The sequence below is a fragment of the Streptomyces sp. NPDC001843 genome (assembly GCF_042891955.1).
Classification (GTDB): domain Bacteria; phylum Actinomycetota; class Actinomycetes; order Streptomycetales; family Streptomycetaceae; genus Streptomyces.
Map to the genome: position 1 here is coordinate 203,133 of NZ_JBIATQ010000003.1, position 22,719 is coordinate 225,851.

The 22,719-nt window shown below is 70.7% G+C and carries 20 protein-coding genes; 7 read left to right on the plus strand and 13 right to left on the minus strand.

The window, feature by feature from the left end; genetic code table 11:
* Positions 1-4 precede the first annotated feature (4 nt).
* On the plus strand, positions 5-784 hold the full coding sequence (locus tag ACFYZQ_RS09355; RefSeq protein ID WP_389143709.1) for an SURF1 family protein: 780 nt from the start codon (positions 5-7) through the stop codon (positions 782-784).
* Positions 785-927: 143 nt separating this feature from the next.
* Here ACFYZQ_RS09355 and ACFYZQ_RS09360 read toward each other — a convergent pair whose 3' ends face one another.
* From ACFYZQ_RS09360 to ACFYZQ_RS09390, 7 genes are all read right to left on the minus strand, one after another.
* Positions 928-1,980: a hypothetical protein gene (locus ACFYZQ_RS09360; protein ID WP_389143712.1), complete on the minus strand. Its 1,053-nt coding sequence runs from the start codon at positions 1,978-1,980 to the stop codon at positions 928-930.
* Positions 1,981-2,093: 113 nt separating this feature from the next.
* On the minus strand, positions 2,094-2,735 hold the full coding sequence (locus ACFYZQ_RS09365; protein WP_389143715.1) for a SigE family RNA polymerase sigma factor: 642 nt from the start codon (positions 2,733-2,735) through the stop codon (positions 2,094-2,096).
* 502 nt (positions 2,736-3,237) lie between these two features.
* On the minus strand, positions 3,238-4,290 hold the full coding sequence (locus ACFYZQ_RS09370) for an aspartate-semialdehyde dehydrogenase (RefSeq protein ID WP_389143717.1): 1,053 nt from the start codon (positions 4,288-4,290) through the stop codon (positions 3,238-3,240).
* Entirely contained in the window at positions 4,287-5,564 is a 1,278-nt protein-coding gene (locus ACFYZQ_RS09375; protein ID WP_389143720.1) for an aspartate kinase, read from the minus strand. The genes ACFYZQ_RS09370 and ACFYZQ_RS09375 overlap by 4 nt, the downstream gene beginning before the upstream one ends.
* A 197-nt stretch (positions 5,565-5,761) precedes the next feature.
* Positions 5,762-6,418: a DUF5063 domain-containing protein gene (locus ACFYZQ_RS09380; protein ID WP_389143722.1), complete on the minus strand. Its 657-nt coding sequence runs from the start codon at positions 6,416-6,418 to the stop codon at positions 5,762-5,764.
* Positions 6,411-7,010, minus strand: a complete 600-nt coding sequence (gene recR / locus ACFYZQ_RS09385) for a recombination mediator RecR (RefSeq protein ID WP_132856910.1) — start codon at positions 7,008-7,010, stop codon at positions 6,411-6,413. The genes ACFYZQ_RS09380 and recR overlap by 8 nt, the downstream gene beginning before the upstream one ends.
* A gap of 55 nt (positions 7,011-7,065) precedes the next feature.
* Positions 7,066-7,410, minus strand: a complete 345-nt coding sequence (locus tag ACFYZQ_RS09390) for a YbaB/EbfC family nucleoid-associated protein (RefSeq protein WP_389143725.1) — start codon at positions 7,408-7,410, stop codon at positions 7,066-7,068.
* Positions 7,411-7,703: 293 nt separating this feature from the next.
* On the opposite strand from ACFYZQ_RS09390, the gene ACFYZQ_RS09395 reads away from it, so the two are divergent.
* Positions 7,704-8,453 carry an SLATT domain-containing protein gene (locus ACFYZQ_RS09395; protein WP_389143728.1) on the plus strand — a complete coding sequence of 250 codons (750 nt, stop codon included), beginning with the start codon at positions 7,704-7,706 and terminating at the stop codon, positions 8,451-8,453.
* A gap of 2 nt (positions 8,454-8,455) precedes the next feature.
* Here ACFYZQ_RS09395 and ACFYZQ_RS09400 read toward each other — a convergent pair whose 3' ends face one another.
* The gene (locus ACFYZQ_RS09400; protein ID WP_389143731.1) at positions 8,456-9,982 is read right to left on the minus strand and encodes a substrate-binding domain-containing protein; all 1,527 of its coding nucleotides are present in this window, start codon (positions 9,980-9,982) and stop codon (positions 8,456-8,458) included.
* Positions 9,983-10,089: 107 nt separating this feature from the next.
* Positions 10,090-11,976, minus strand: coding sequence for a serine/threonine-protein kinase (locus ACFYZQ_RS09405; RefSeq protein WP_389143734.1), 1,887 nt, complete (start codon positions 11,974-11,976; stop codon positions 10,090-10,092).
* Positions 11,977-12,205: 229 nt separating this feature from the next.
* Here ACFYZQ_RS09405 and ACFYZQ_RS09410 point away from each other — a divergent pair, with 229 nt between their 5' ends.
* The 4 genes from ACFYZQ_RS09410 (at position 12,206) to ACFYZQ_RS09425 (ending at position 16,504) form a co-directional block, all read left to right on the plus strand.
* The gene (locus ACFYZQ_RS09410; RefSeq protein WP_389143737.1) at positions 12,206-13,561 is read left to right on the plus strand and encodes an aspartate aminotransferase family protein; all 1,356 of its coding nucleotides are present in this window, start codon (positions 12,206-12,208) and stop codon (positions 13,559-13,561) included.
* 111 nt (positions 13,562-13,672) lie between these two features.
* Entirely contained in the window at positions 13,673-14,365 is a 693-nt protein-coding gene (locus tag ACFYZQ_RS09415) for a GntR family transcriptional regulator (RefSeq protein WP_389143740.1), read from the plus strand.
* A 102-nt stretch (positions 14,366-14,467) separates the two neighbouring features.
* Positions 14,468-15,118, plus strand: a complete 651-nt coding sequence (locus ACFYZQ_RS09420; protein WP_389143743.1) for a hypothetical protein — start codon at positions 14,468-14,470, stop codon at positions 15,116-15,118.
* Positions 15,119-15,412: 294 nt separating this feature from the next.
* On the plus strand, positions 15,413-16,504 hold the full coding sequence (locus ACFYZQ_RS09425; protein WP_389143746.1) for a sugar ABC transporter substrate-binding protein: 1,092 nt from the start codon (positions 15,413-15,415) through the stop codon (positions 16,502-16,504).
* Positions 16,505-16,528: 24 nt separating this feature from the next.
* Here ACFYZQ_RS09425 and ACFYZQ_RS09430 read toward each other — a convergent pair whose 3' ends face one another.
* Together ACFYZQ_RS09430 and ACFYZQ_RS09435 are read right to left on the minus strand one after the other, a co-directional pair.
* Positions 16,529-18,331, minus strand: a complete 1,803-nt coding sequence (locus tag ACFYZQ_RS09430; RefSeq protein WP_389143749.1) for a bifunctional metallophosphatase/5'-nucleotidase — start codon at positions 18,329-18,331, stop codon at positions 16,529-16,531.
* Between the two features lie 154 nt (positions 18,332-18,485).
* The gene (locus ACFYZQ_RS09435) at positions 18,486-19,769 is read right to left on the minus strand and encodes an adenylosuccinate synthase (RefSeq protein ID WP_389143751.1); all 1,284 of its coding nucleotides are present in this window, start codon (positions 19,767-19,769) and stop codon (positions 18,486-18,488) included.
* A 196-nt stretch (positions 19,770-19,965) separates the two neighbouring features.
* Between ACFYZQ_RS09435 and ACFYZQ_RS09440 the strand changes: the two genes are divergently transcribed.
* Positions 19,966-20,814 carry a diacylglycerol kinase gene (locus ACFYZQ_RS09440; protein ID WP_389143754.1) on the plus strand — a complete coding sequence of 283 codons (849 nt, stop codon included), beginning with the start codon at positions 19,966-19,968 and terminating at the stop codon, positions 20,812-20,814.
* Here ACFYZQ_RS09440 and ACFYZQ_RS09445 read toward each other — a convergent pair.
* Together ACFYZQ_RS09445 and ACFYZQ_RS09450 are read right to left on the minus strand one after the other, a co-directional pair.
* Complete coding sequence (locus ACFYZQ_RS09445) at positions 20,806-21,405, minus strand: Uma2 family endonuclease (RefSeq protein ID WP_389143757.1); 600 nt, start codon at positions 21,403-21,405, stop codon at positions 20,806-20,808. The genes ACFYZQ_RS09440 and ACFYZQ_RS09445 overlap by 9 nt on opposite strands.
* Before the next feature lie 52 nt (positions 21,406-21,457).
* Complete coding sequence (locus ACFYZQ_RS09450; RefSeq protein WP_389143760.1) at positions 21,458-22,678, minus strand: cytochrome P450; 1,221 nt, start codon at positions 22,676-22,678, stop codon at positions 21,458-21,460.
* Positions 22,679-22,719: the final 41 nt, after the last annotated feature.

Genomic DNA, 22,719 nt, shown 5'->3' on the forward strand with positions numbered 1-22,719 from the left:
GGGCGTGTACCGGTTTCTGCTGACACCCCGCTGGTGGGGCATCAACGTGTTCGTGCTGCTCGCCATCCCGTTCTGCGTGTTCATGGGGTCCTGGCAGCTGAGCCGGTTCGAGGCGCGGGTGCAGGACCACCACGACGCCGCCGAGCGGGCCGTGTCCGACCGGAAGGAGGCGGCCCGGCCGCTGGCCGAGCTGCTGCCCGTGGACCAGAACACCTCGGGCAAGCAGGCCACCGCGACCGGCCGGTACGGCAAGCAGCTCCTCGTCCCCGACCGGGAGCTGGACGGAAAGAGCGGCTACTACGTGCTGACCCTGCTGCGCACCGGCTCCGGCAGGGCGCTGCCGGTGGTGCGCGGATGGCTGCCCGGCACGGCGGACCCGGCCAAGGCACCCGCCCCGCCGTCCGGCGAGGTCACCGTCACCGGGGCGTTGCAGGCCTCCGAGACGCCCGGGGACAACGGCGTCAGCGCGGCGGGCGGGCTCCCGGCCGGTCAGACGGCGGCGATCAGCTCCGCCTCGCTGGTCAACCTGGTGCCGTACCGGGTGTACGACGCCTGGGTCACCCTGGACAAGGGCGACTCGGGGATGAAGGCGGTACCGGCGACCGCGCCCGCGGGGTCGGGGCTCGACCTGAAGGCGTTCCAGAACCTCGGCTACACCGGTGAGTGGTTCGTCTTCGCGGGGTTCGTCGTCTTCATGTGGTTCCGCCTGCTGCGCCGGGAGGTCGAGTTCGCGCGGGACGCTGCGCTGGGCTTGGTGCCGGAGGGGGAGACCGCCGCGGTGTGACGCGGCGCCCGGGGTCCAGCTCGGGCGGGGGCGTCGCGCAACCCGGCGCTACGGGGTGCCTCCCCCGCACTCGGCTTCGCTCGCGCGGGGCCCCCAGGCCCTCGTGGCACTGGGGGAGGCACGACTGCCCGCAGCCGGGGCGGCTACGAACCCGACAGCAGCCCCGTCCAGTACACCGTGCCGGCGCAGGCATTGGGCACCGTCACCGATGTCGTCGGGGATCCGCCCTCCGCGGTGTGGGACACCACGATGCTCCCGTCCGCCGTGCCGTCCGCGGTGAAGAGCTGGGTGGTGGTGCCGGAGGACGTCGCGCCTGCGGTGTCCGTCGAGCCGGTCGCGCCGGGGTCCTGCGTGGGGGTCGGGTCGGGGCTGGGCCCGCCGGTTTCCGTACCGCCGGTGTCCGTGCCGCCGCCGGTCGTGGGGCAGGTCTCGGAGGGGACGAAGGCGAACTTCTCCTCGTAGGCCGCGCCGGGGGCCAGGACCAGCCCGGAGACCTCCGTCGACGGGGCGGGCAGGCCCCCCGCCGGGTCGCCGGCGACGTGCCGGACCGCGCTGATCTTGGCCGGGTCCGCGGCGCCCTGCGCGAGCGGGCTGACGCTTCCCGGGCCGCCGACGGTACAGCTGGTGGAGGAGACGTTGACGACGCGGAAGGTGCCGTAGACGACACCGGTCGTGTCGGGCGCGTTGACGGTCCCCGTGGCCGAGCCGAGCTGGGCCGCCGTGCACACCGAGGGTCCGGCGGCGGCGCTGGCGGAGGGGTTGGCACCGCCGGTCGAGCCGGTGCCGCCGCCGGGCGCCTTGCTCCTGCCGGTCTCCTTGGTCCCCTCTTTGGGCTTGTCCTTGCTCTTGCCGCTGGAGCCGCCCGCGCTGCTGGCGCCGCCGTCCGGGTTCTTGCCCGAGCCGCCGCCCTGCGCCTGTGAGGCCTGGCCGGCCATGGAGGTGTTGGGGTCGGAGCCGGTGGCGTTGGAGACGTGGAGCAGGGCCGGGATGGCGGTGCCGACGAACAGGACGGCCGCCGCCATGCCGACCACGGCCTGCCGCTTGCGCGCCCGCCGGGCGGGCACCGCGCGGCGCAGATGGTCCAGCGTGCCGTCGCGCGGCTCGATGTCGTCGACGGCCGAGTGGAGCAGTCGGCGCAGGTCCAGCTCGTCCGAGCCGAGCCCCTCCGGGCCCTGGTCGTCGGGGCCGTGGTTCACAGTTCCGTTCCCAGCGTGCGTTGGCTTGTGCTCTTGCTCGTGCTGCTTCGTCGGTTCGTGCCAGGCGTAGGGCTCGTGGCGATCGTGGGAACCGCCTCCCTCGGCGCGGTCGCTCATGATGCCGACGCCTCCATGGACACCCGGAGGGCCGCTATGCCGCGCGAGCCGTACGCCTTCACCGACCCCAGGGATATCCCGAGCGTCTCGGCGACCTGGGCCTCGGTCATGTCGGCGAAGTAGCGCAGCACGAGGACCTCGCGCTGGCGGCGCTGCAGGCCCTTCATCGCCTTGATGAGGTCACGGCGCTCCAGCGAGTCGTACGCGCCCTCCTCCGCGCTCGCCATGTCCGGCATCGGCTTGGACAGCAGTTTCAGGCCGAGGATGCGGCGGCGCAGCGCGGAGCGGGAGAGGTTCACCACCGTCTGGCGCAGGTAGGCGAGGGTCTTCTCCGGGTCCCGGACGCGCTTGCGGGCGGAGTGGACGCGGATGAAGGCCTCCTGGACGACGTCCTCGCAGGAGGCGGTGTCGTCCAGGAGCAGCGCCGCCAGTCCCAGCAGCGAGCGGTAGTGCGCCCGGTAGGTCTCGGTGAGGTGGTCGACGGTGGTGCCGGCCGCCACGGTGTCCTCGGCGCCGTCGCGCTGAGCGGGAACGCCGTCACGCTGAGCGGGAACGCCGTCGCGCTGGTTCGGTATGCGGGTGGGCCGCGCTGCGGGCATGGGCGCGATCACCGGCATGCCACCGGGCGTGCCGGGCATGCGGGGTCGAAGCGTCGCGCGGGGCCGGAGAGCCGTGCCGCGAGGCGCAACCGTGAAGTCGAGTACCTCTGCCACGCCTGTTGGACACGCGCGGCCCCCTGGGGGTTGTACGTGCCCCGCATCACTTTTGTGCCTGGTGACGCGGGCATGATGCCGTGCGTTCCCGCAGCCGACGGCGTCCCCGCGACCGGCAGCACATCCGACGGTGCCTCAAGTGCCGTCATGCGTCCCGCTCTTCCCTTATATCCCATATGAACGGGCGTCCCCACGCCCTGATCACGGCGTCCCCACGCCAGGACCATGCGCCCCCACGCCCCCGTAAGGGTGACCGCAAAGACGCTCCCCGCCCTCCGCGCGGTTGCGGAGGGCGGGGAGAAGAATCTTCGAACGCCGGAGGGGCCCGGTTCAAGTGGTCCGGACCACAGTCCGGAGCCATACTCGTCACATTGATCCTACAAATGGATCCGCTCCCACCCTGCGCTTCCTCGGTGAGACGTGGACCTCAGACAAGTTCCGCAGCCACCAGCTCGGCGATCTGCGCGGTGTTGAGCGCGGCACCTTTGCGTAGATTGTCCCCGCATACGAAGAGTTCGAGCGCGGTGGGGTCGTCCAGCGCCCGCCGCACCCGCCCGACCCAGGTCGGGTCGGTGCCCACCACGTCGGCGGGGGTGGGGTACTCACCGGCGGCCGGATCGTCGCACAGCACCACACCCGGCGCCGTGGCGAGGATCTCGCGGGCTCCGTCGACGGTGACCTCGCCCTGGAAGCGGGCGTGCACGGTGAGCGAGTGCGTGGTGACCACGGGGACGCGCACACAGGTCACGGCGACCGGCAGCTTCGGCAGTCCGAGGATCTTGCGGGACTCGTCCCGCACCTTCATCTCCTCCGACGACCAGCCGTCCTCGCGCAGCGACCCGGCCCACGGCACGACGTTCAGCGCCACCGGCTCCGGGAACGGCCCGGTGTTGTCGCCCACGGCCCGCCGCACATCACCGGGGCTGGTGCCGAGCTCCGTACCGGCGACCAGGGACAACTGCGTCCGCAGCGCCTCCACGCCGGCCCGTCCGGCCCCGCTCACCGCCTGGTACGAGGACACCACCAGCTCGCGCAGCCCGAACTCGGCGTGCAACGCGCCCAGGGCGACGATCATCGACAGGGTCGTGCAGTTGGGGTTGGCGAGGATGCCGCGCGGGCGGACCCGGGCCGTGTGCGGGTTCACCTCGGGGACGACCAGGGGCACGTCCGGGTCCATCCGGAACGCGCCCGAGTTGTCCACCACCACCGCGCCCTTGGCGGCGGCGATCGGCGCCCACCGTGCGGAGACCTCGTCGGGGACGTCGAACATGGCGACGTCGACCCCGTCGAAGGCCTCCTCCGTCAGGGCGATCACCTCGACCACCTCGCCGCGCACGGCCAGCTTGCGGCCGGCCGAGCGCGGCGAGGCGACGAGACGGATCTCGCCCCAGACGTCGGCGCGCTGGGAGAGGATCTGGAGCATGACCGTGCCGACGGCTCCGGTCGCTCCCACGACCGCGAGCGTCGGTCCGGCGGTCATCGCCCGGTGCCTCCGTAGACGACGGCCTCGTCGCTGTCGGAGTCGAGCCCGAAGGCGGTGTGCACGGCGCGCACGGCCTCCGGCACGTCGTCGGCACGGGTGACGACCGAGATGCGGATCTCGGAGGTCGAGATCAGCTCGATGTTCACGCCCGCGTCGGACAGCGCCTCGAAGAAGGTGGCGGTGACGCCCGGGTTGGTCTTCATGCCCGCGCCGACCAGGGAGATCTTGCCGATCTGGTCGTCGTAGCGCAGCGAGTCGAAGCCGATGCCGCCCTTGTTCTTCTCCAGCGCGTCGATGGCCTTTCGGCCCTCGGTCTTCGGCAGCGTGAAGGAGATGTCCGTCAGGCCCGTGGAGGCCGCGGACACGTTCTGCACGACCATGTCGATGTTGACCTCGGCGTCGGCGATCGCGCGGAAGATCGAGGCGGCCTCGCCCGGCTTGTCCGGCACGCCGACGACCGTGACCTTGGCCTCGGAGGTGTCGTGCGCGACACCGGAGATGATGGCCTGCTCCACCTTCTTGTCCCCTTGCTCGATCGGCTCGCTGCTGACCCACGTGCCCTGCAGCCCGCTGAAGGAGGAGCGGACGTGGATCGGGATGTTGTAACGGCGGGCGTACTCCACACAGCGGTGGAGCAGCACCTTGGAGCCGGAGGCCGCGAGCTCCAGCATGTCCTCGAAGGAGATCCAGTCGATCTTCTTCGCCTTCTTCACCACACGCGGGTCCGCGGTGAACACGCCGTCGACGTCGGTGTAGATCTCACAGACCTCGGCGTCGAGGGCGGCCGCGAGGGCCACCGCGGTGGTGTCGGAGCCGCCACGACCCAGGGTCGTGATGTCCTTCTTGTCCTGGCTGACGCCCTGGAACCCGGCGACGATGGCGATGTTGCCCTCGTCCAGCGCGGTGCGGATCCGGCCCGGCGTGACGTCGATGATCCGGGCTTTGTTGTGGACCGAGTCGGTGATGACACCTGCCTGGCTGCCGGTGAACGACTGGGCCTCGTGGCCCAGCTTCTTGATCGCCATGGCCAGCAGGGCCATGGAGATCCGCTCTCCGGCGGTCAGCAGCATGTCGAACTCGCGCCCGGCAGGCATCGGGGACACCTGCTCGGCGAGATCGATCAGCTCGTCCGTCGTGTCGCCCATCGCGGAGACCACGACAACCACCTGGTTGCCGTTCTTCTTGGCTTCCACGATCCGCTTGGCGACGCGCTTGATGCCCTCGGCATCGGCTACGGAGGAGCCTCCGTACTTCTGCACGACAAGGCCCACGTGCGCTCCTCGCTCCGGTATGTACTCGGTCGGCTCAGTTTAACGAGCGCCCTCATTTCGCCTCTGCGGTATCGCATCGTGAGATGTCGGCGCCCGTCCGGAACAGCACATGCCCAGCCCGGGCCGCCCCACTCGGAAAGTGCCAGGGCTCACAGTCGCACGAGGGCGGCGCCCGCGCCGAGGGGCACCGCGCCGGGTCACGTCCCGGGGTGCAGTCCGAGCTGTCCGCCGATCTCCTCCGCCATCACCCGGCCGGCCTCGATCTCCAGGTCGTCGCCGAGGTCCTGGTCGGTGTCGAGGCCGTCGAGTTCCTCCAGGGGCTGGTTCAGGCGGACGTGGGCGACCAGGGACTGCAGGGCCCGGAGCGTCGCCGAGGCGGTGCCGCCCCAGTTGGAGAAGTAGGAGAACTGCCACCACCACAGGGCCTCCGTGGTGCGGCCGGCCCGGTAGTGGGCCATGCCGTGGCGCAGGTCGGTGATGACGTCGGCCAGGTCGTCGGAGATCCGGGCCGGGACCCGCGCCTTGCGGGGCTCGTACGGGTCGAAGACCTCGGAGTAGACGTCGATCGGCTCCAGGAGGCGGGCCAGGTTCTCCCGGAGCTCGTCCACGTCGGGCTCCGGGCCCAGGTCCGGCTCGTAGCGCTCATCGGGGACGATGTCCTCGTGGGCGCCCAGCCGGCCGCCGGCCAGCATGAGCTGGGAGACCTCCAGGAGGAGGAAGGGGACGGCCGAGTCCGGTTCGTCGCCCTTGGCCACCTCCGTGACGGCCACCAGGAAACTCTCCACCTGGTCCGCGATCTGGACGGCGAAGTCGTCCGGGTTCCGCGTCGAGTCGTGCAGCGTGGCGTCAGACATCTAGGAGTCGTCTCCCCTCGAAGGCACGGCCGAGGGTGACCTCGTCCGCGTATTCCAGGTCCCCACCCACCGGCAGGCCGCTGGCCAGCCGGGTGACCTTCAGACCCATGGGCTTGATCATGCGGGCAAGGTACGTCGCTGTCGCCTCGCCTTCGAGATTGGGGTCGGTGGCGAGGATCAGCTCGGTGACCGTGCCGTCCGCCAGGCGGGCCAGCAGTTCTCTGATCCGCAGGTCGTCGGGGCCGACGCCCTCGATCGGACTGATCGCGCCGCCGAGCACGTGGTAGCGGCCGCGGAACTCACGGGTCCGCTCGATCGCGACGACGTCCTTCGGCTCCTCCACGACACAGATCACGGCCGGGTCCCGGCGCGCGTCACGGCAGATGCCGCACAGCTCCTCCTGCGCGACGTTGCCGCAGGTCGCGCAGAAGCGGACCTTCGCCTTCACCTCGAGGAGCGCCTGCGCCAGCCGCCGTACGTCCGTCGGCTCCGCCTGCAGGATGTGGAAGGCGATCCGCTGCGCGCTCTTGGGACCGACGCCGGGCAGGCGACCCAACTCGTCGATGAGGTCCTGGACCACGCCTTCGTACAACGGACTGCCCTTCCTGGAGTCTTACGGTACGTACGGTAGTTGGCGGTGCCCGGTCTTAGAAAGGCAGACCCGGAATGCCGCTGCCACCGCCCAGACCCTGGGCCAGCGGGCCCAGCTTCTGCTGCTGCAGCGTCTGCGCGTTCTCGTTGGCCGCGTGCACGGCCGCGACGATCAGGTCGGCGAGGGTCTCGGTGTCCTCGGGGTCGACCGCCTTGGGGTCGATCTTCAGCGCGCGCAGCTCGCCGGCGCCGGTCACCGTGGCCCTCACCAGCCCGCCGCCCGCCTGCCCGTCGACCTCCGTGGCCGCGAGTTCCTCCTGCGCCTTCGCCAGATCCTGCTGCATCTTCTGGGCCTGCTGGAGCAGCTGCTGCATGTTGGGCTGGCCACCACCGGGTATCACGATCAGCTCCTGGTCTTGTCGTTTCCTCCGTGTGCACGAGCCTACGTGGTCAACTCGGCCGTCGCCCCAGCACTCTTTCGAGTGACATCTGCGGCGGCCCTATACCTGATCAAGGCCCCCTTACGGGCGGAAAAGCGACGGAAGCCGCACCGCCGCCACCCGTTGGGCGGTAGGAAAGGTTCCGCATCGGCAACCAGTATCACGCAGCGTGACGAACGTGGTCGGTGGGTCGGAATCGGTGGGTCGGGGTCGGCCGTCGGGATCAGTCGGTCGGAATCAGTAGGGAGTGCCGGGTGGGTCAGCCGGAGATGCAGCCCGAGGGTCCGCCTCAGGACGGGCGGGGTGAGGGGGCGGCCGGGCTGCGGCCGGGCGATCTGACCGGGCGGCCGTTCCCGCTCGGGGACTGGGGGGAGCCGGCGGAGCGGCTCGACGAGCTGTACCGGTGGGTGGAACGCGGGGCGCTGGACACGGCTGCCTGGTACCTCGAGGACCGGGTGTGGAAACGCCGGAGCGCGCGGATGCTGCGCGGCGGAGCGGCGGCCGGGACGGTGTGCGGGGCCGCGCTGCCCCTGCTGGACGTCAGCGGGGCGGTCGGCGGGGTCGCTCCCTGGGGATATCTCGCGTTCCTGCTCGCGGTGGCGTGCGTCGCCGTGGACCGGTGCTTCGGGGTCACGTCCGGGTGGATAAGGGACGTGGCCACCGCGCAGGCCGTGCAGCGGCGGCTGCAGGTGCTCCAGTTCGACTGGGCGTCGGAGAGCGTCCGGGAGGTGCTCGGGCCGGCCGAGGGCACGGCCGCGGAGGCCACGGAGCGGTGCCTCGGCGTACTGCGGAAGTTCTCCGAGGACGTGACGGAGCTGGTGCGGGCGGAGACCGCCGGCTGGATGGTGGAGTTCCGGACCGGCCCGACCCCGCTGGGGATCCAGACGGCCGCGGCCGCCTCGGCTCCGCGGCCCGACACCGTGTCCCCCACGGGCCGCTTCCCCGTCCCGCCCGGCGCTGCCCGCCCGAACATGCCGCGCCAGCGGCCCCCGGAGCCGCGCTGATCTCACGCGCAGAGTCGCATCCCCTCCGGCGTCCAGCAGGGGATGTGGCCGTGGGTGCGGATCACGTCCTGCCCGTTGCCCCGGGCGAGGTACGTCAGGAAGCTCGAGGCCAGGGAGTCTGCGGGAGGCCGGCCGTAGGTGTACGAGTACTCGATCTCCCGGTAGGGGTACGCGCTGCGGCCGTGCTCGATGGCGTCCACCGACGGGGCGTCGCCGTCGAGGTCCAGCACGCGCAGCCCCTTCGCGGAGGCCGCGAGGTTCAGCTCGCTGTAGCCGATCGCGCCGGGAAGCCCGGCGACCTGGGCCAGCACCTGGTCGGTGGAGTCCAGTTCGCAGCGGATCACGGGGGCCGTCACGTCGTCCTTGTGGACGCAGTCGACGGAGGAGTTGGCGATCTCGCCCCGGCCGAGCACCCGCCGCTGGAAGACCTGCCGGGTCCCGGAGTTGGCGTCGCGGCTGACCAGGTGCACGGGAAGGTCCGGGCCGCCCAGTTGCCGCCAGTTGGTGACCTGTCCGCGGTACAGACGCCGTACGTCGGCCGTGGAGAGGTTCTTCAGGCCCACGTCGTCGTTCAGCACGAGCGCGAACACGGACACCGCCACCCGGTTCTCACGCAGCTCGGGCATGTCGCTCGGCTTCGGCCCGTCGGAGAGGGCGACGACCGCCGGGGAGCCCTTCCGCTTCGCCCTGCCGAGCGCGTCCAGCTCCCGTACGCCCGCCGTCGACCCGTGCGGGTCCACCGTGATCGCCGACCCGCCGCAGTCCCCCTCATACTTGCGCGCCGCCTCCCGCAGCACGGGCGCGAACGCCGTCGAGCCGATCACCCGCAGCGTGCCCTTCTCGCAGCCGATCGGCGGCGGGGTGTCGTCCCGGACCACCACGAGTGCGGCCAGCGTGACGACGCACACGGTCAGCATGATGGTGATCAGCCGGGAGGCCCGGCTGAACAGCGGCGGCTTGTCGTCGGGTGTGGCACTGCGGTTGGGGTGGACCTCGCCCTCGCGGATCCCGCCGATGAGCCGTATCTCGCTGCCCACGTCCCCGCCGGACAGCAGCACGAGGAGCTTGAAGTGCTCACCCCGGTTCAGCGGGACGCGCGGGATGCGCAGCGTGTTGCCCTCGTAGCCGAATCCCCGCGCCGCCGTGAAGTGGTCCATCAGATGGTCGCTGTCGGTCGGCTGGGTGACCGAGACACCCCGGATGGTGCGGTCGGCGAACACCGCGGTCAGGCCGTGGGGTTCGGGGCTGGTGTAGTCGTCGCGGTCGATGCCGATCGAGCCGTCGTTCTCGACGCGCAGCAGGACCAGCGTCGCGTCGGCCATGACCGGGGCCTCGTCGAACAGCCCGAGGCGCCGGTTGGCGCGGCCGGAGCGGACGTCGTCGCCGATCGGGTTGTCCATCTGCACGCGGTAGCCGATGCGTTTGCGCCGCGGCACCCGGCGCTCGTACCAGACCATGCCCGCCGACGCCACGATGCCCAGCACCGCGGTGCCGACGGCCACGACGTTCTCCGCGCTCAGCCACTCCATGTGGGTGCCCCCGCCACTCCCCGGAGTCGGATGGTGGGGTCACGGTACGCATCCCGGTGGGGACAATCCGGTCACGCCCGCTGAAATTCGCCGAACGTTCAACGGCCTCATTCCCTGGTGTAGGTCAGGGTGCCCCCGCTGCCGTCCCGGCGCAGCCGGCCGTCCGGCAGCAGCGTGACCTCACTGGCGTCGCCGGGCTCGCACGTCGGACTCGGCCCCCCGACCGTGACGCTGGACGGGCCGATCTCCAACGGTCCGCCGTCACCCGGCTGTTCGGCGAGGTCCGCCTCGAAGACGCAGTGGTACGTGCCGCCGTCCTTGGTGGGGCCGTCGGCGACCAGCGTGAGGACCGTGTCCCCCACCCCGCCCTGCTTGAGCGTGAGTTCCCGGGTGTGGTGGCCGAGGTCGTTGTCGATCGACGAGGACCACGTGCCCAGGAAGGAGGACGGGATCGCGCCGTCCGCCGCCGACGGGGTCGGGGACTCCGGCTCCGTGGTCGCCGGAGTGGACCCCTGGGTGGACTCCGGGGTGGTGGGCGCGCTCGTGGCGGTCGGGGACGGGCTGACCGTGCCCCCGCCGGCGTCCCCGCCGCCGTCCCTCATCAGGGCGTACACCGAGCCGCCCGCGGCGAGCGCCACGACCAGCGCCACGACCACGAGCACCGCGGTGGACCGCCGGTTCTCCCGTGGCGGCTGGGGCCCGACGCCGACGGGCGGCGGGCCGTACGGCGGGGTCGAGCCGTAGCCGGCGTACGGGTGGTACGGCGCCTGGGCGCCGGGCTGTTGCGGATAGCCGTAGGCGACCGGCTGCGGATGCTGCTGCGGATAGCCGTACGCGGAGTGCGCCGGCGGTGTGCCGGGCGGGGGCGTCTGCCCGGCGACCATCGTGGGGAGGTGGTTCAGCGGCACGCCGCCGCCCTGCTGTCCCTGCGGGCGCGGGTCCCCGGGCGGGGGCGGCACCGAGGCGTCGTCGGAGGCGGAGGCGTGTTCCGGGGAGGCGTCCGGTGCGGCGGGCGCGGCAGCGGGCGCCGGCGGCTGCGCCCGGCCCGCCCCGAGGCCGGTCCCGGCCGCCCCCTCCGGGTCCTCCGTGTCCAGCAGCCGCACCGCGTGCCGCCCGAGCTGGGCGACGAGCGCCCCCGGCAGCCATGGGTCCCGGGAACGGCCCCCGGAGACCGTGTCCTCCGCGCCGGTGCGTTCCAGGATCGCGTCCAGCGTCGGGCGTGCGGCCGGATCCTTGCGCAGGCAGTCGCGGACGAGGTCGGCGATGCCCTCGGGGACGCCCTCGAGGCCGGGTTCCTCCTGGGCGATGCGGAACATCACGGCGTGCGCTCCGGTGCCCGCCGTTCCGAAGGGCAGCGCTCCGGTCGCGGCGTAGGCCAGCACCGAGCCGAGGCAGAACACGTCGCAGGCGGGCGTGATCCGGTCGCCGCGCACCTGCTCGGGCGCCATGAACCCGGGCGAGCCGACCAGCGAGCCGGTGCGGGTGAGTCCGTCCCCGGCCAGGGTCTCCAGCGCCCGCGCGATGCCGAAGTCGATGACCCGCGGACCGTCGATGGTGACCAGCACGTTGGACGGCTTGAGATCGCGGTGGACGATCCCGGCGGCGTGGATGTCCTTCAGCGCGTGGGCGAGCCCGGCCGCGAGGATCCGCACCGACCGCTCGGGCAGCGCCCCGTGGTCGTGGCCGACGACCTGCTGCAGGCTGGGCCCGGCCACGTACCCGGTGGCCACCCAGGGCACGGCGGCCTCGGTGTCCGCGTCCAGTACCGGCGCCGTCCAGTGACCGCCGACCCGCCGCGCCGCCTGCACCTCCTGCCGGAAGCGGGCCCGGAACTCCTCCTGCTCGGCGAGCTCCTCACGCACCAGCTTCACGGCGACCGTACGGCCCCGGTCCGACCGGGCGAGATACACCTGCCCCATGCCGCCCGCGCCCAGCCGCGCCAGCAGCCGATACGCCCCGATCTTCTGCGGATCCCCCGGCCCCAGCTTCTCCATGGCCGCGCCGCCTCCCCCGATAGGCCCGAAATCTGCGCATGTGCAACAGAGCGAGAATAGTGCGGCCCTGATCGGCACCGCACCGGAAGGCGTCTACGGTTCCGTAACAGGTGACCCCGGGAGCGCGGTCCGAGCCGGTCCGCGTGCGACAACCTGTCGCGGAAACCCCCCGCCGACGGAACAGGAAGCCGATTCCGGTCCCCCGCCCGGGACATCTACGCTCGCCCGCATGACCCCACAGCCCAACCCTCAGGCCGGCGCGGCCGTCAAGGCCGCGGACCGTGCGCACGTCTTCCACTCCTGGTCCGCTCAGGAGCTCATCGACCCGCTCGCCGTCGCCGGCGCCGAAGGGTCGTACTTCTGGGACTACGACGGCAAGCGGTACCTGGACTTCGCCAGCGGGCTCGTCTTCACCAACATCGGCTACCAGCACCCGAAGGTCGTCGCCGCGATCCAGGAGCAGGCCGCGACGATGACCACCTTCGCGCCGGCGTTCGCCGTCGAGGCGCGCTCGGAGGCGGCGCGGCTGATCGCCGAGCGGACGCCCGGCGACCTGGACAAGATCTTCTTCACCAACGGCGGCGCCGACGCGGTGGAGCACGCGGTGCGCATGGCCCGGCTGCACACCGGCCGCCCGAAGGTGCTGTCCGCGTACCGGTCGTACCACGGCGGCACCCAGCAGGCGGTGAACATCACCGGCGACCCGCGCCGCTGGGCCTCCGACAGCGCCTCCGCCGGGGTCGTCCACTTCTGGGCGCCCTACCTCTACCGCTCCCGCTTCTACGCCGAGACCGAGGAGCAGGAGTGCGCGCGGGCGCTGGAGCACCTGGAGACGACCATCGCCTTCGAGGGCCCGGGGACGATCGCGGCGATCATCCTGGAGACGATCCCGGGCACGGCCGGGATCATGGTCCCGCCGCCCGGTTACCTCGCCGGGGTGCGTGAGCTGTGCGACAGGTACGGGATCGTCTTCGTCCTGGACGAGGTCATGGCCGGGTTCGGCCGGACCGGCGAGTGGTTCGCGGCCGACCTGTTCGGTGTCGTGCCCGATCTGATGACCTTCGCCAAGGGCGTGAACTCCGGATATGTGCCGCTCGGCGGCGTCGCGATCTCCGGGAAGATCGCGGAGACCTTCGCCAGGCGGCCCTACCCCGGCGGTCTGACCTACTCCGGGCATCCGCTGGCCTGTGCGGCGGCCGTCGCCACGATCAACGTGATGGCCGAGGAGGGCATCGTCGAACACGCGGCCACGCTGGGCGCCTCGGTGCTGGAGCCGGGGCTGCGGGCGCTGGCCGAGCGGCACCCGAGCGTCGGCGAGGTGCGGGGCGTCGGCATGTTCTGGGCGCTCGAACTGGTCCGCGACCGGGAGACCCGGGAGCCGCTGGTGCCGTACAACGCGGCCGGGCAGGACAACGCGGCCATGGCGGCGTTCGCCGCGGCGGCGAAGCAGCACGGGATATGGCCCTTCGTGAACATGAACCGGACGCACGTGGTGCCGCCGTGCAACGTGAGCGAGGCGGAGCTGAAGGAGGGGCTGGCGGCGCTGGACGCCGCGCTGAGCGTGGCCGACGAGTACACCGGGTGACGAAGTCGCCGTCATCACAGCTCGATATGGAAACGCTTCGAACGCGTAAGGTGGCGTGCTCGTAGACATGAGCGAACACACACCCGCACGCGTGAGGAGAGCCGCCCGATCATGCCCGGCAACGGTGCCGTGACCCGCAGTACCCTGCGACAGCAGATCGCGGACGCGCTTCGTGACGAGGTGCTGGCCGGGCGGCTCCAACCGGGGCGGGCGTTCACCGTGAAGGAGATCGCGGAGCAGTACGGCGTCTCCGCGACCCCGGTCCGCGAGGCGCTGGTCGACCTGTCCGCGCAGGGGGTGCTGGAGGCCGACCAGCACCGCGGCTTCCGGGTCCCGGAGTACACGCCGGCCGACCACCGGAACATCATCGAGGCCCGCAGCCTGGTCACCGACGGCATGTTCCAGGCCCTCGCCGCCGGCCAGGAGGGCTTCCCGGACGCGGACGACCCGCGCAGGGTGTCCGCCCTCGCCGGGGTGCGCCGCCGCGGCGAGGAGGCGGGGCGTGCCGCCGCGGCCGGTGACCTCACCGTCCTGATCGGCTACGACCTGCGTTACTGGCGCGAGCTGAGCGCCCTGTTCGGCAACCCCTACCTTTCGGACTTCCTGCACCGGCTGCGGGTGCAGTCCTGGGTGTGCACTGTGCAGCACCTGCGCCGCCTGTCCGACCTGCGCGGCCGGCTGTGGTCCGGCCACACCGAACTGGTCGACGCCCTCGCGCGCCGGGACTCCACCACGGCCCGCGGGATCGTCGCCGCGTACAACGCGCACTCTCTGAGCCTCATCGACCGGCCCGCCGGCGAATGAGTGGGTATGGGACGTGCACGGGGGGAGCTGACCGGGTACGGCACCGACTACGCTTCCCTGTCCACCGCCATGCTGTACGCGTGCTGATGCGAGGAGCCCTCTTTGGCCTGTGACCTGTGGCTGGTCCCGCTCGTCGATGTGTTGTGCCACACCCCGGACAACCCGTTCGCCGAGGAGCTCGCGCAATACAACAAGGTGCTCGCCGAGGCCGGGCTCCCACCGGTGCCGGTGTACCAGTACATGCCGGGCCTGTCCGGTGAGGTCGCGCCGGTGGCGGGCTTCGACTACGACGCGCTGCACTTCCTGCGCCGCGCCTACCTCCTCCAGGTGTGCGGGCTGCCGGTGACCCCGGTGGACGAACTGGGCGGGGACTACGAGCAGTTGCTGGAGATGTTCGAGTCGACGGCCCAGCAGTCCCATCTGGTCTGGCACTACGACCACGCGGGCGCGTACGTCCCGGTGGACTTCCCGAGCCCGCTCTCCAACGACGAGCTGCTGGCCGGCGGCGGCCCGCTGGGCTCCGCCCAGACGCTGCTCAGGGAACTGGAGCTGGTGGCGCAGTCGATCGGCATCGACCCGGCCAACCCCCCGGCCGCCCCGGAACCCCCGCGGGCACCGACGGGGCTGGAGGAGCCCGCCCTGGCCGCCCCGTACGACCCCAGCCCGTTCGCGCGGGAGCGGCACGTCTGGCTGGGGCTGCACGCGGCGGCGACACGGAGCCTGGCGCAGGGCTCGATGATCGTCTTCAGCTGAACCAGTCTCCGCCTACTCGCCGGTGGTTGACGGACTCGTGGCGCGATCGTGACGCGAGTCCGTCGATCGCCCGATTTCCCGCGTTCCGCGCCTGACCTGCGGCTACCGGCATCCGGTGACGAAAGTGAGTGACAACCTGCACAGGACGTGCACGTCTTGTTGTCCTTACGTGTTGACGTCGCCTGGTCTGCCTGAGTTTCCTTCCTTGCACATCATCGGTTCACGCATGATGCTCCCCCCACGGAAGGCACCGATGTGTGCAGCACCCGTAGGCCCCCCGTACGCGGCATCGCCATGACCCTGACCGCCTCCGCCTCGGCCCTCACGCTCGCCGCGTGCGGCACCGTCGACAGCATCGACGGGGGCGGCAGCGCCGCGACGCCCAAGAAGGGTGACGACATGACGGTGGGGCTGCTCCTGCCCGACAAGGACACGGCCCGTTTCGAGGCCTTCGACTACCCCATCTTCAAGAAGGAGGTCGCGTCCCTCACCCACGGCAAGGGCAAGGTCGACTACGCCAACGCCGAGGCGAGCCAGGACAGACAGAGTCGGCAGTTCCGGGAGATGGTGTCCAAGAAGGTCGACATCATCGTGGTGGACGCGCTGGACTCCAAGGCCGTCGCGCCGGACATCAAGAAGGCGAAGGACGCCGGCATCCCCGTCATCGCCTACGACCGGCTCGCCCAGGGCCCGATCGACGCGTACGTCTCGCACGACAACGAACTCGTCGGCGAGGTCCAGGGCCGCGCCATCCTCGAAGCCCTCGGCACCAAGGCGGCGACCAGCGAGATCGTCATGATGAACGGCGACCCAGCGGACCCGAACACCGGGAAGTTCAAGGAAGGCGCCCTCGGCGAGCTCAAGGACAAGGTCCGGATCGCCAAGGCGTACGACACGGACAAGTGGTCGCCGGACGTCGCCAAGGCGAACATGAAGAAGGCGATCCAGGCCCTCGGCCTCAGCAACATCGCCGCCGTCTACTCGGCCAACGACGGTATGGCGGGCGCTGTGATCGACGCGCTCAAGGAGGCGGGCGCCACCAGGATCCCGCCGGTGACCGGGCAGGACGCGAACCTGGACGCGGTGCAGCGGGTCATTTCCGGAGAGCAGTACATGACGGTGTACAAGTCGTTCCTGGAGGAGGCCACCAACGCGGCGGAGATGGCGGTCTACAAGGTCCAGGGCCGCGACATCCAGTTCGACGCGCTGACCCAGGACACGGTGGACAGCCCGACCACCAGGAAGATCCCGGCCGCGCTGGTGCCGGTGGTCTCCCTCACCAGGAAGAACATCAAGGACACGGTGATCGCGGACGGCGTCTACACCGTCAAGCAGCTCTGCACCCCGAAGTACGCGTCGGACTGCGCCGCGATCGGTCTGAAGTAGCCGCCGTCCCCACCGTCCGGTCGTCTAGAACACCGGCGTGCCGTCCTGGGTGAGCTTCCAGTTGGCGGCCGCGAAGTCCTTCGGGTCGAGGGTCTTCTTCGCCGTCACGTAGTCGATCATGAGCTGGCGGATCTCGTTCGTGGAGCTGTAGGCGATCTCCGCGGACGCGATGTGCGGGTAACCCGAACCGCCGTTGGCCCGGTAGTTGTTGACGGCGACGACGAAGACCTGGTCGTCGGCGACGGGGTTGCCCTGGTACGTGAGGTTCTTGATCCGCGAACCCTCCGCCTGCGCGATGTCGATCTCGTAGTCGACGCCCGCGGCGGTGTCGTACATGTAGTCCCAGAAGTTGTTGGCGTTCGTGAGGGTGGCGGTGTCGACCTTCGTGCCCGACGGGACCTGGTGGTAGTACTTCGCCGCGTACTCCAGGTAGTCCTTGAGCTGGGCGCCCGTCAGTTTCTTGCCGTAGAGGGTGTTGTCGTAGATGTAGAGGCCGGCGATGTCCTTGATGGTGACACTGCCCTGCGGGATGTCCGCCGTGCGGCTGAACGGCGCCGCCACCGAGATCAGCGGGAGCGCCGCGTCCGCGGTGGACAGGCCCGCCTTCACCGTGTCGGCCTGCACCTTGTGGATGAAGTCCATGATGGGCACGTCCTTCCAGCAGGACTCCGCCGCCGACAGGTCCTCGGTACAGGTGCCGACCGCCGTGTTGACGTACTTCACGACCAGCTCGTGGTCGGCCTCCAGGAGCTTCTTGATCTCCGGGTCCTCGTCCACGGTGTTCGGGTTGAGGGTCTGGGCGGTCTTGCGGGTGACCTTCCACCGGCCGTGGTGCAGCTCCAGTTCGAAGTCGAAGACGCTGAGGCGGTAGCCCCAGCAGTACGGCTCGGAGAGCAGGACGTCCTCGCCGGTCTCCGCGTTCTTCACGGTGTAGGACGGGACCTCGACGTGGGTGTGGCCGACGAGGATCGCGTCGATGCCGGGCACCTGCTCGGCGACGAGGTTCGAGGCGTTCTCCACGTACGGGAGTTCGTCGCCGTACGACGACGAGCCGTCGAGCCCGGAGTGGTCGGTGAGGAAGACGACGTCACAGCCGAGGGCACGCAGCCGGGGCACGTACTTCTTCGCCTGCTCCACCAGCCCCGGGAACACCATCTTCCCGCTGACGTTGTCCTTGTCCCACAGCGCGATGCCGGGGTTGGTCAGACCGAGGATGCCGACCTTGATGTCGGGGGCGCCGGGCACGCGGATCTTCTTCACGGTGTACGGGGGGAACGCCGGGCGCAGGGTCTTCGCGTCCAGCGCGTTCGCGCCGAGCAGCGGGAAGCGGCACTGGCTCTCGAACTTCCGCAGCACGTCGATGCCGTAGTTGAACTCGTGGTTGCCGAGCGCGGCGGCGTCGTAGCGCATGTGGTTCATGGCGACGGCCATGGGGTGCTTCACGCCGTCGGTGATGGGCTCCACGCGCGCGAAGTAGTAGGCGAGGGAGGTGCCCTGGATGATGTCGCCGGCGTCGACGAGGAGGACGCGGTGTTCGCCCTTGGCCGCGCGCTGCTGCTTGATGAGGGTGGCCACGCGGGCCACGCCCACGGAGTTGCCGGCCTTGTCGCTGTAGGCCGCGTCCTTGTAGTAGTCCCAGTCGAAGACGTGGCTGTGCAGATCGGTGGTGCCCAGGATGGAGAAGGACCAGGTACGGGGCTTGCGGTCGGGCCCCCGCCCCGCGGCCTCGGCGGTACCGGCGCCGACCGCACCCGCGACGGCGACCGCCGCACCGGTGACGGCCGACTTCTGCACGAACTCACGGCGGTTCATGGGACTGACGGGCATTCGGGACTCCTGGAACTGGAGAGGAAGCAGATGAGAGAGAAACGGCAACTACCCGCGTAGATGCTTGCCTCGGCCACTTCCGCACGGAACCACGAACAACCCAAGGGCCGGTCAAGGATGCTCATGTCCATGACCGGCCCAAGGGATCCGTGTCCTACAGGAAGGAGTTGATCTCGATCGTCTCGTCGCGGCCCGGGCCGACGCCGATCGCGGAGATCGGGGCGCCGGACATCTCCTCCAGCGCCTTGACGTAGTTCTGGGCGTTCTTCGGCAGGTCGGAGAAGGACTTCGCCTTGGTGATGTCCTCGGACCAGCCCGGCAGGGTCTCGTAGACCGGCTTGGCGTGGTGGAAGTCCGTCTGCGAGTACGGCAGCTCCTCCACCCGCCTGCCGTCGATCTCGTACGCCACGCAGACCGGGATCTGCTCCCAGCCGGTCAGGACGTCCAGCTTGGTGAGGAAGAAGTCGGTCAGGCCGTTCACCCGGGTCGCGTAGCGGGCGATCACGGCGTCGAACCAGCCGCAGCGCCGGTCACGGCCCGTGGTGACACCGCGCTCACCGCCGATGCGGCGCAGCGCCTCGCCGTCCTCGTCGAACAGCTCCGTCGGGAAGGGGCCGGCGCCGACGCGGGTGGTGTACGCCTTCAGGATGCCGATGACCCGGCTGATCTTCGTCGGGCCGACACCGGCGCCGGTGCAGGCGCCGCCGGCGGTCGGGTTGCTGGAGGTGACGAAGGGGTACGTGCCGTGGTCGATGTCGAGGAGCGTGCCCTGGCCGCCCTCGAAGAGCACGACCTTGTTCTCCTCCAGGGCCTGGTTCAGGACCAGCACCGTGTCGGCGACGTACGGCGCGAGCTTCTCGGCATAGCCCAGCAGCTCCTCGACCACCTGGTCCACGGCGATCGCGCGCCGGTTGTAGAGCTTGGTGAGGACCTGGTTCTTGACGTCGAGGGCCGCCTCGACCTTCTGGGTCAGGATCGACTCGTCGTACAGGTCCTGCACCCGGATGCCGACACGGTTGATCTTGTCCGCGTACGTCGGTCCGATTCCGCGCCCGGTCGTGCCGATCTTGCGCTTTCCGAGGAAGCGCTCCGTCACCTTGTCCACGGTGACGTTGTACGGCGTGATGATGTGCGCGTTTCCGCTGATGAGGAGCTTCGACGTGTCGACGCCGCGCTCGTTCAGACCGCTCAGCTCGGAGAGCAGGACCGACGGGTCGACGACGACGCCGTTACCGATGACCGGCGTACAACCGGGCGAGAGGATTCCGGAAGGGAGCAGGTGGAGTGCGTACTTCTGGTCGCCGACGACCACCGTGTGGCCGGCGTTGTTGCCGCCCTGGTAGCGAACGACATAGTCCACCGAGCCACCGAGCAGGTCGGTCGCCTTTCCCTTGCCTTCGTCACCCCACTGAGCACCGAGCAGCACAAGTGCGGGCACGCGCGTACACCCCTTCCGGGCGGGGCATGTCCAAGGTCAGGGGCGTACGCGTAGGCTCACCGCCGCGTACCACCGCGACCGCCGTTGGCCGCACAACCGTCGGACCGGATGCCCCGGAATAGACGAAGCCCCTGGCGCAATAGCGCAAGGGGCTCTTGCACAAAGATGCTACCCGAGGAAGCGAGGCAGGACCGAGGTGGCGACTTCCGCGAGGTCCGATCAGCTGCTGGTGATCATCGATCCCCTCGCCCGGCGGACGGACGGGGAGGCCGTGCGGATCGCGAAGGACGTGCTCAGCGCGGGTGCGGCCACGAAGGTGTGCCTGCCGGACGATCCCGAGGAATTCGCCCGGGCGCTGACCCGGCGGGGCTCGCGGCGGCCGGTGGTCGTGGGCGACGACCGGGCGCTGGTCCGGGCGGTGACCCTGCTGCACCGGCAGCGGGAGCTGGCCGGATGTGTGCTGTCCATGGTCCCGGTGGGCGGCTCCCTGGCCCTGGCCGAGACGCTGGGCCTGCCGACGGGTGCCGTCGCCGGGGCGCGGGCGGTGCTGGACGGGGTGGAGCGGCGCATGGACCTGCTGGTCGACGAGAGCGACGGGGTGGTGCTGGGCGCGCTGCGGATTCCACCGGTCCCCTTGCGGGAGGCCGAGGCGGTGGAGCCGGCGGCGTCCGCTCCCGGGCGCCCGGGGCTGCGCACGCGGTGCCGGTCGCTGGTACGCGCCCTCGCACCCCGCCCCGCCCCCGCCGCTCCGGCCCCCGGGCCGTCCCGGCTGCGGGTGGAGGTCGACGGGGAGACGGTCGTCGGCCTCGACCAGCCCGTGGAGGCGGTCTCGGTCACGCCGGGCGCCTCCGGCGTGGCCGACGTGGAGGTGCGCCCGCTGTCCGTGGGGGCGGAGGCGTCACCGCTGCTGGCCTCGGGGAGGACGGTGACGGTCACCGGGGCCGACTTCCGCTACCGCGCCGACGCGGGGGTGTCGGGGCCGGTACGGAGACGGACGTGGCGGGTGGTGGAGGGGGCTTGGGGGCTTACGGTGCCTTCAGCTTGAGCGGGGGGCTTCAAAGCCGGTTGTGTCGAGCGTGCAGTCGAAGGGCTCGGGGATGTGGAGCTTCTCGCCGAACGGCTTGGTGCAGTGCGAGACATACCCCTTGGCCGAGGGCGTCCAGAAGACGGTCGCCTGCTCCTCCTGCATATCGAGGAGCAGGTAGACAGGGACTCCAGCCCTTCCATAGACCGTGACCTTGTCCGTCAGGTCGTCGTTCCGGGTGGAAGGGGAGGTCAGTTCAGCGACGAAGGACAGGCCTTCGCCGTCCAAACGGTTGCTATCCGTCTCGAATACCCGCTTGTGCGCCACATGGATGTCTGGCGCATAGGCGCACTCGTCGCCTGGAAAGACGAAGAGGAACGGGCCGGTGGTGAGGCTGTGATCCGAGGGGAGGTGGGGCCTGAGCTGCTCGCAGACCTGCTCCATCACCCGGTGGTAGTACCCCTTCGACCACGGCGACACGAGGATGTTCCCCCTGTAGATCTCGGCCTTGAAGCCGTCGCGCAGGTTCAGCTCATCGAGGATGTCCAGCAGTTCCTCGAAGCTGTCGGGTCCGCCGCCGCTTATCGTCGGATGCTCTGTCATCAACGTCATGATGCGCCCTCCCACGGATACGAGCCAGCCAGCACACAGCGTAGCCGATTGATTACCCGATCTTCACGCTCAGCCCTTCCAGCCCCCGGATCACGAAGTTCGGCTTCCGCTTCGGCTCGGCCGCCAGGGTCAGGGTCGGGGCCTTCTCCAGCAGGGCCGTCATCGAGGCGGCGAGTTCGATGCGGGCCAGGGGTGCGCCGATGCAGTAGTGGATGCCCGCGCTGAAGGAGATGTGGGGGTTGTCCTTCCGCGTCAGGTCCAGCCGCTGCGGGGCGGCGAAGACCGCCGGGTCGTGGTTGGCGGAACCGAAGAGCATGGCGATCTCGGCGCCCCTCGGGATCACCGTGCCGTCGATCTCCACCTCGTCCAGGACCCAGCGTTCGAAGAGCTGGAGCGGGGTGTCGTAGCGCATCAGCTCCTCGATGGCGGACGGGATCAGGGAGTGGTCCGCTCGCAGGGCGGCGAGCTGGTCCGGGTTGCGGAACAGGGCCCACCAGCCGTTCACGGTGGCGTTGACCGTGGCCTCGTGGCCGGCGTTGAGGAGCAGGACGGCCGTGGAGATCATCTCCTGCTCGGTCAGCCGGTCGCCCTCGTCGTGCGCGGCGATCAGGCCGGAGACGAGGTCGTCGCCCGGCCGCTCACGGCGCTCGGCGATCAGCTCCCGGAGGTAGTCGGAGAACTCGACCGAGGCGCGCACCGCCTTCGCCGCCGTCTCCTCCGGCGGGTTCAGCTCGTACATCCCGCAGATGTCGGCCGACCAGGGCCGTAGTTGCGCCCGGTCGGACTCCGGGATGCCCAGCATCTCGGCGATCACCGCGACGGGCAGCGGTTCGGCCACGTCCGTCAGCAGGTCGCCGCCGCCCGCCTCCACCAGGGCGGCCACCAGGTCGTTCGCCAGGTTCTGGACGTACGGCCGCAGCGCCTCCACGGTGCGCGGCGTGAACGCCTTGGACACCAGACGCCGGATCCGGGTGTGGTCCGGCGGCTCCAGGTCGAGCATGCCGTGGTCGTTCAGGACGTGGAACGGCTCGTGCTCCGGCGGGGGCGCGGTGCGGCCGAAGTCCTCGTGGGTGAACCGGTGCTGGTACGTCCGCCCGAGCCGGCGGTCCCGCAGCAGCGCCGAGACGTCCGCGTGGTGCGGGACCAGCCACTGGTCGGTGGGCTCGTAGTGGATCACCCGCCCCCGCTCCCGCAGCTCGGCGTAGGCCGGGTACGGGTCGGACACGAACGTCTGGTCCCAGGGATCGAACGCGAGGTCGTCAGCAGCTGCCATGAACGGACGCTAGCCCGGCACCGGGGCCGCTGACCAGGGGT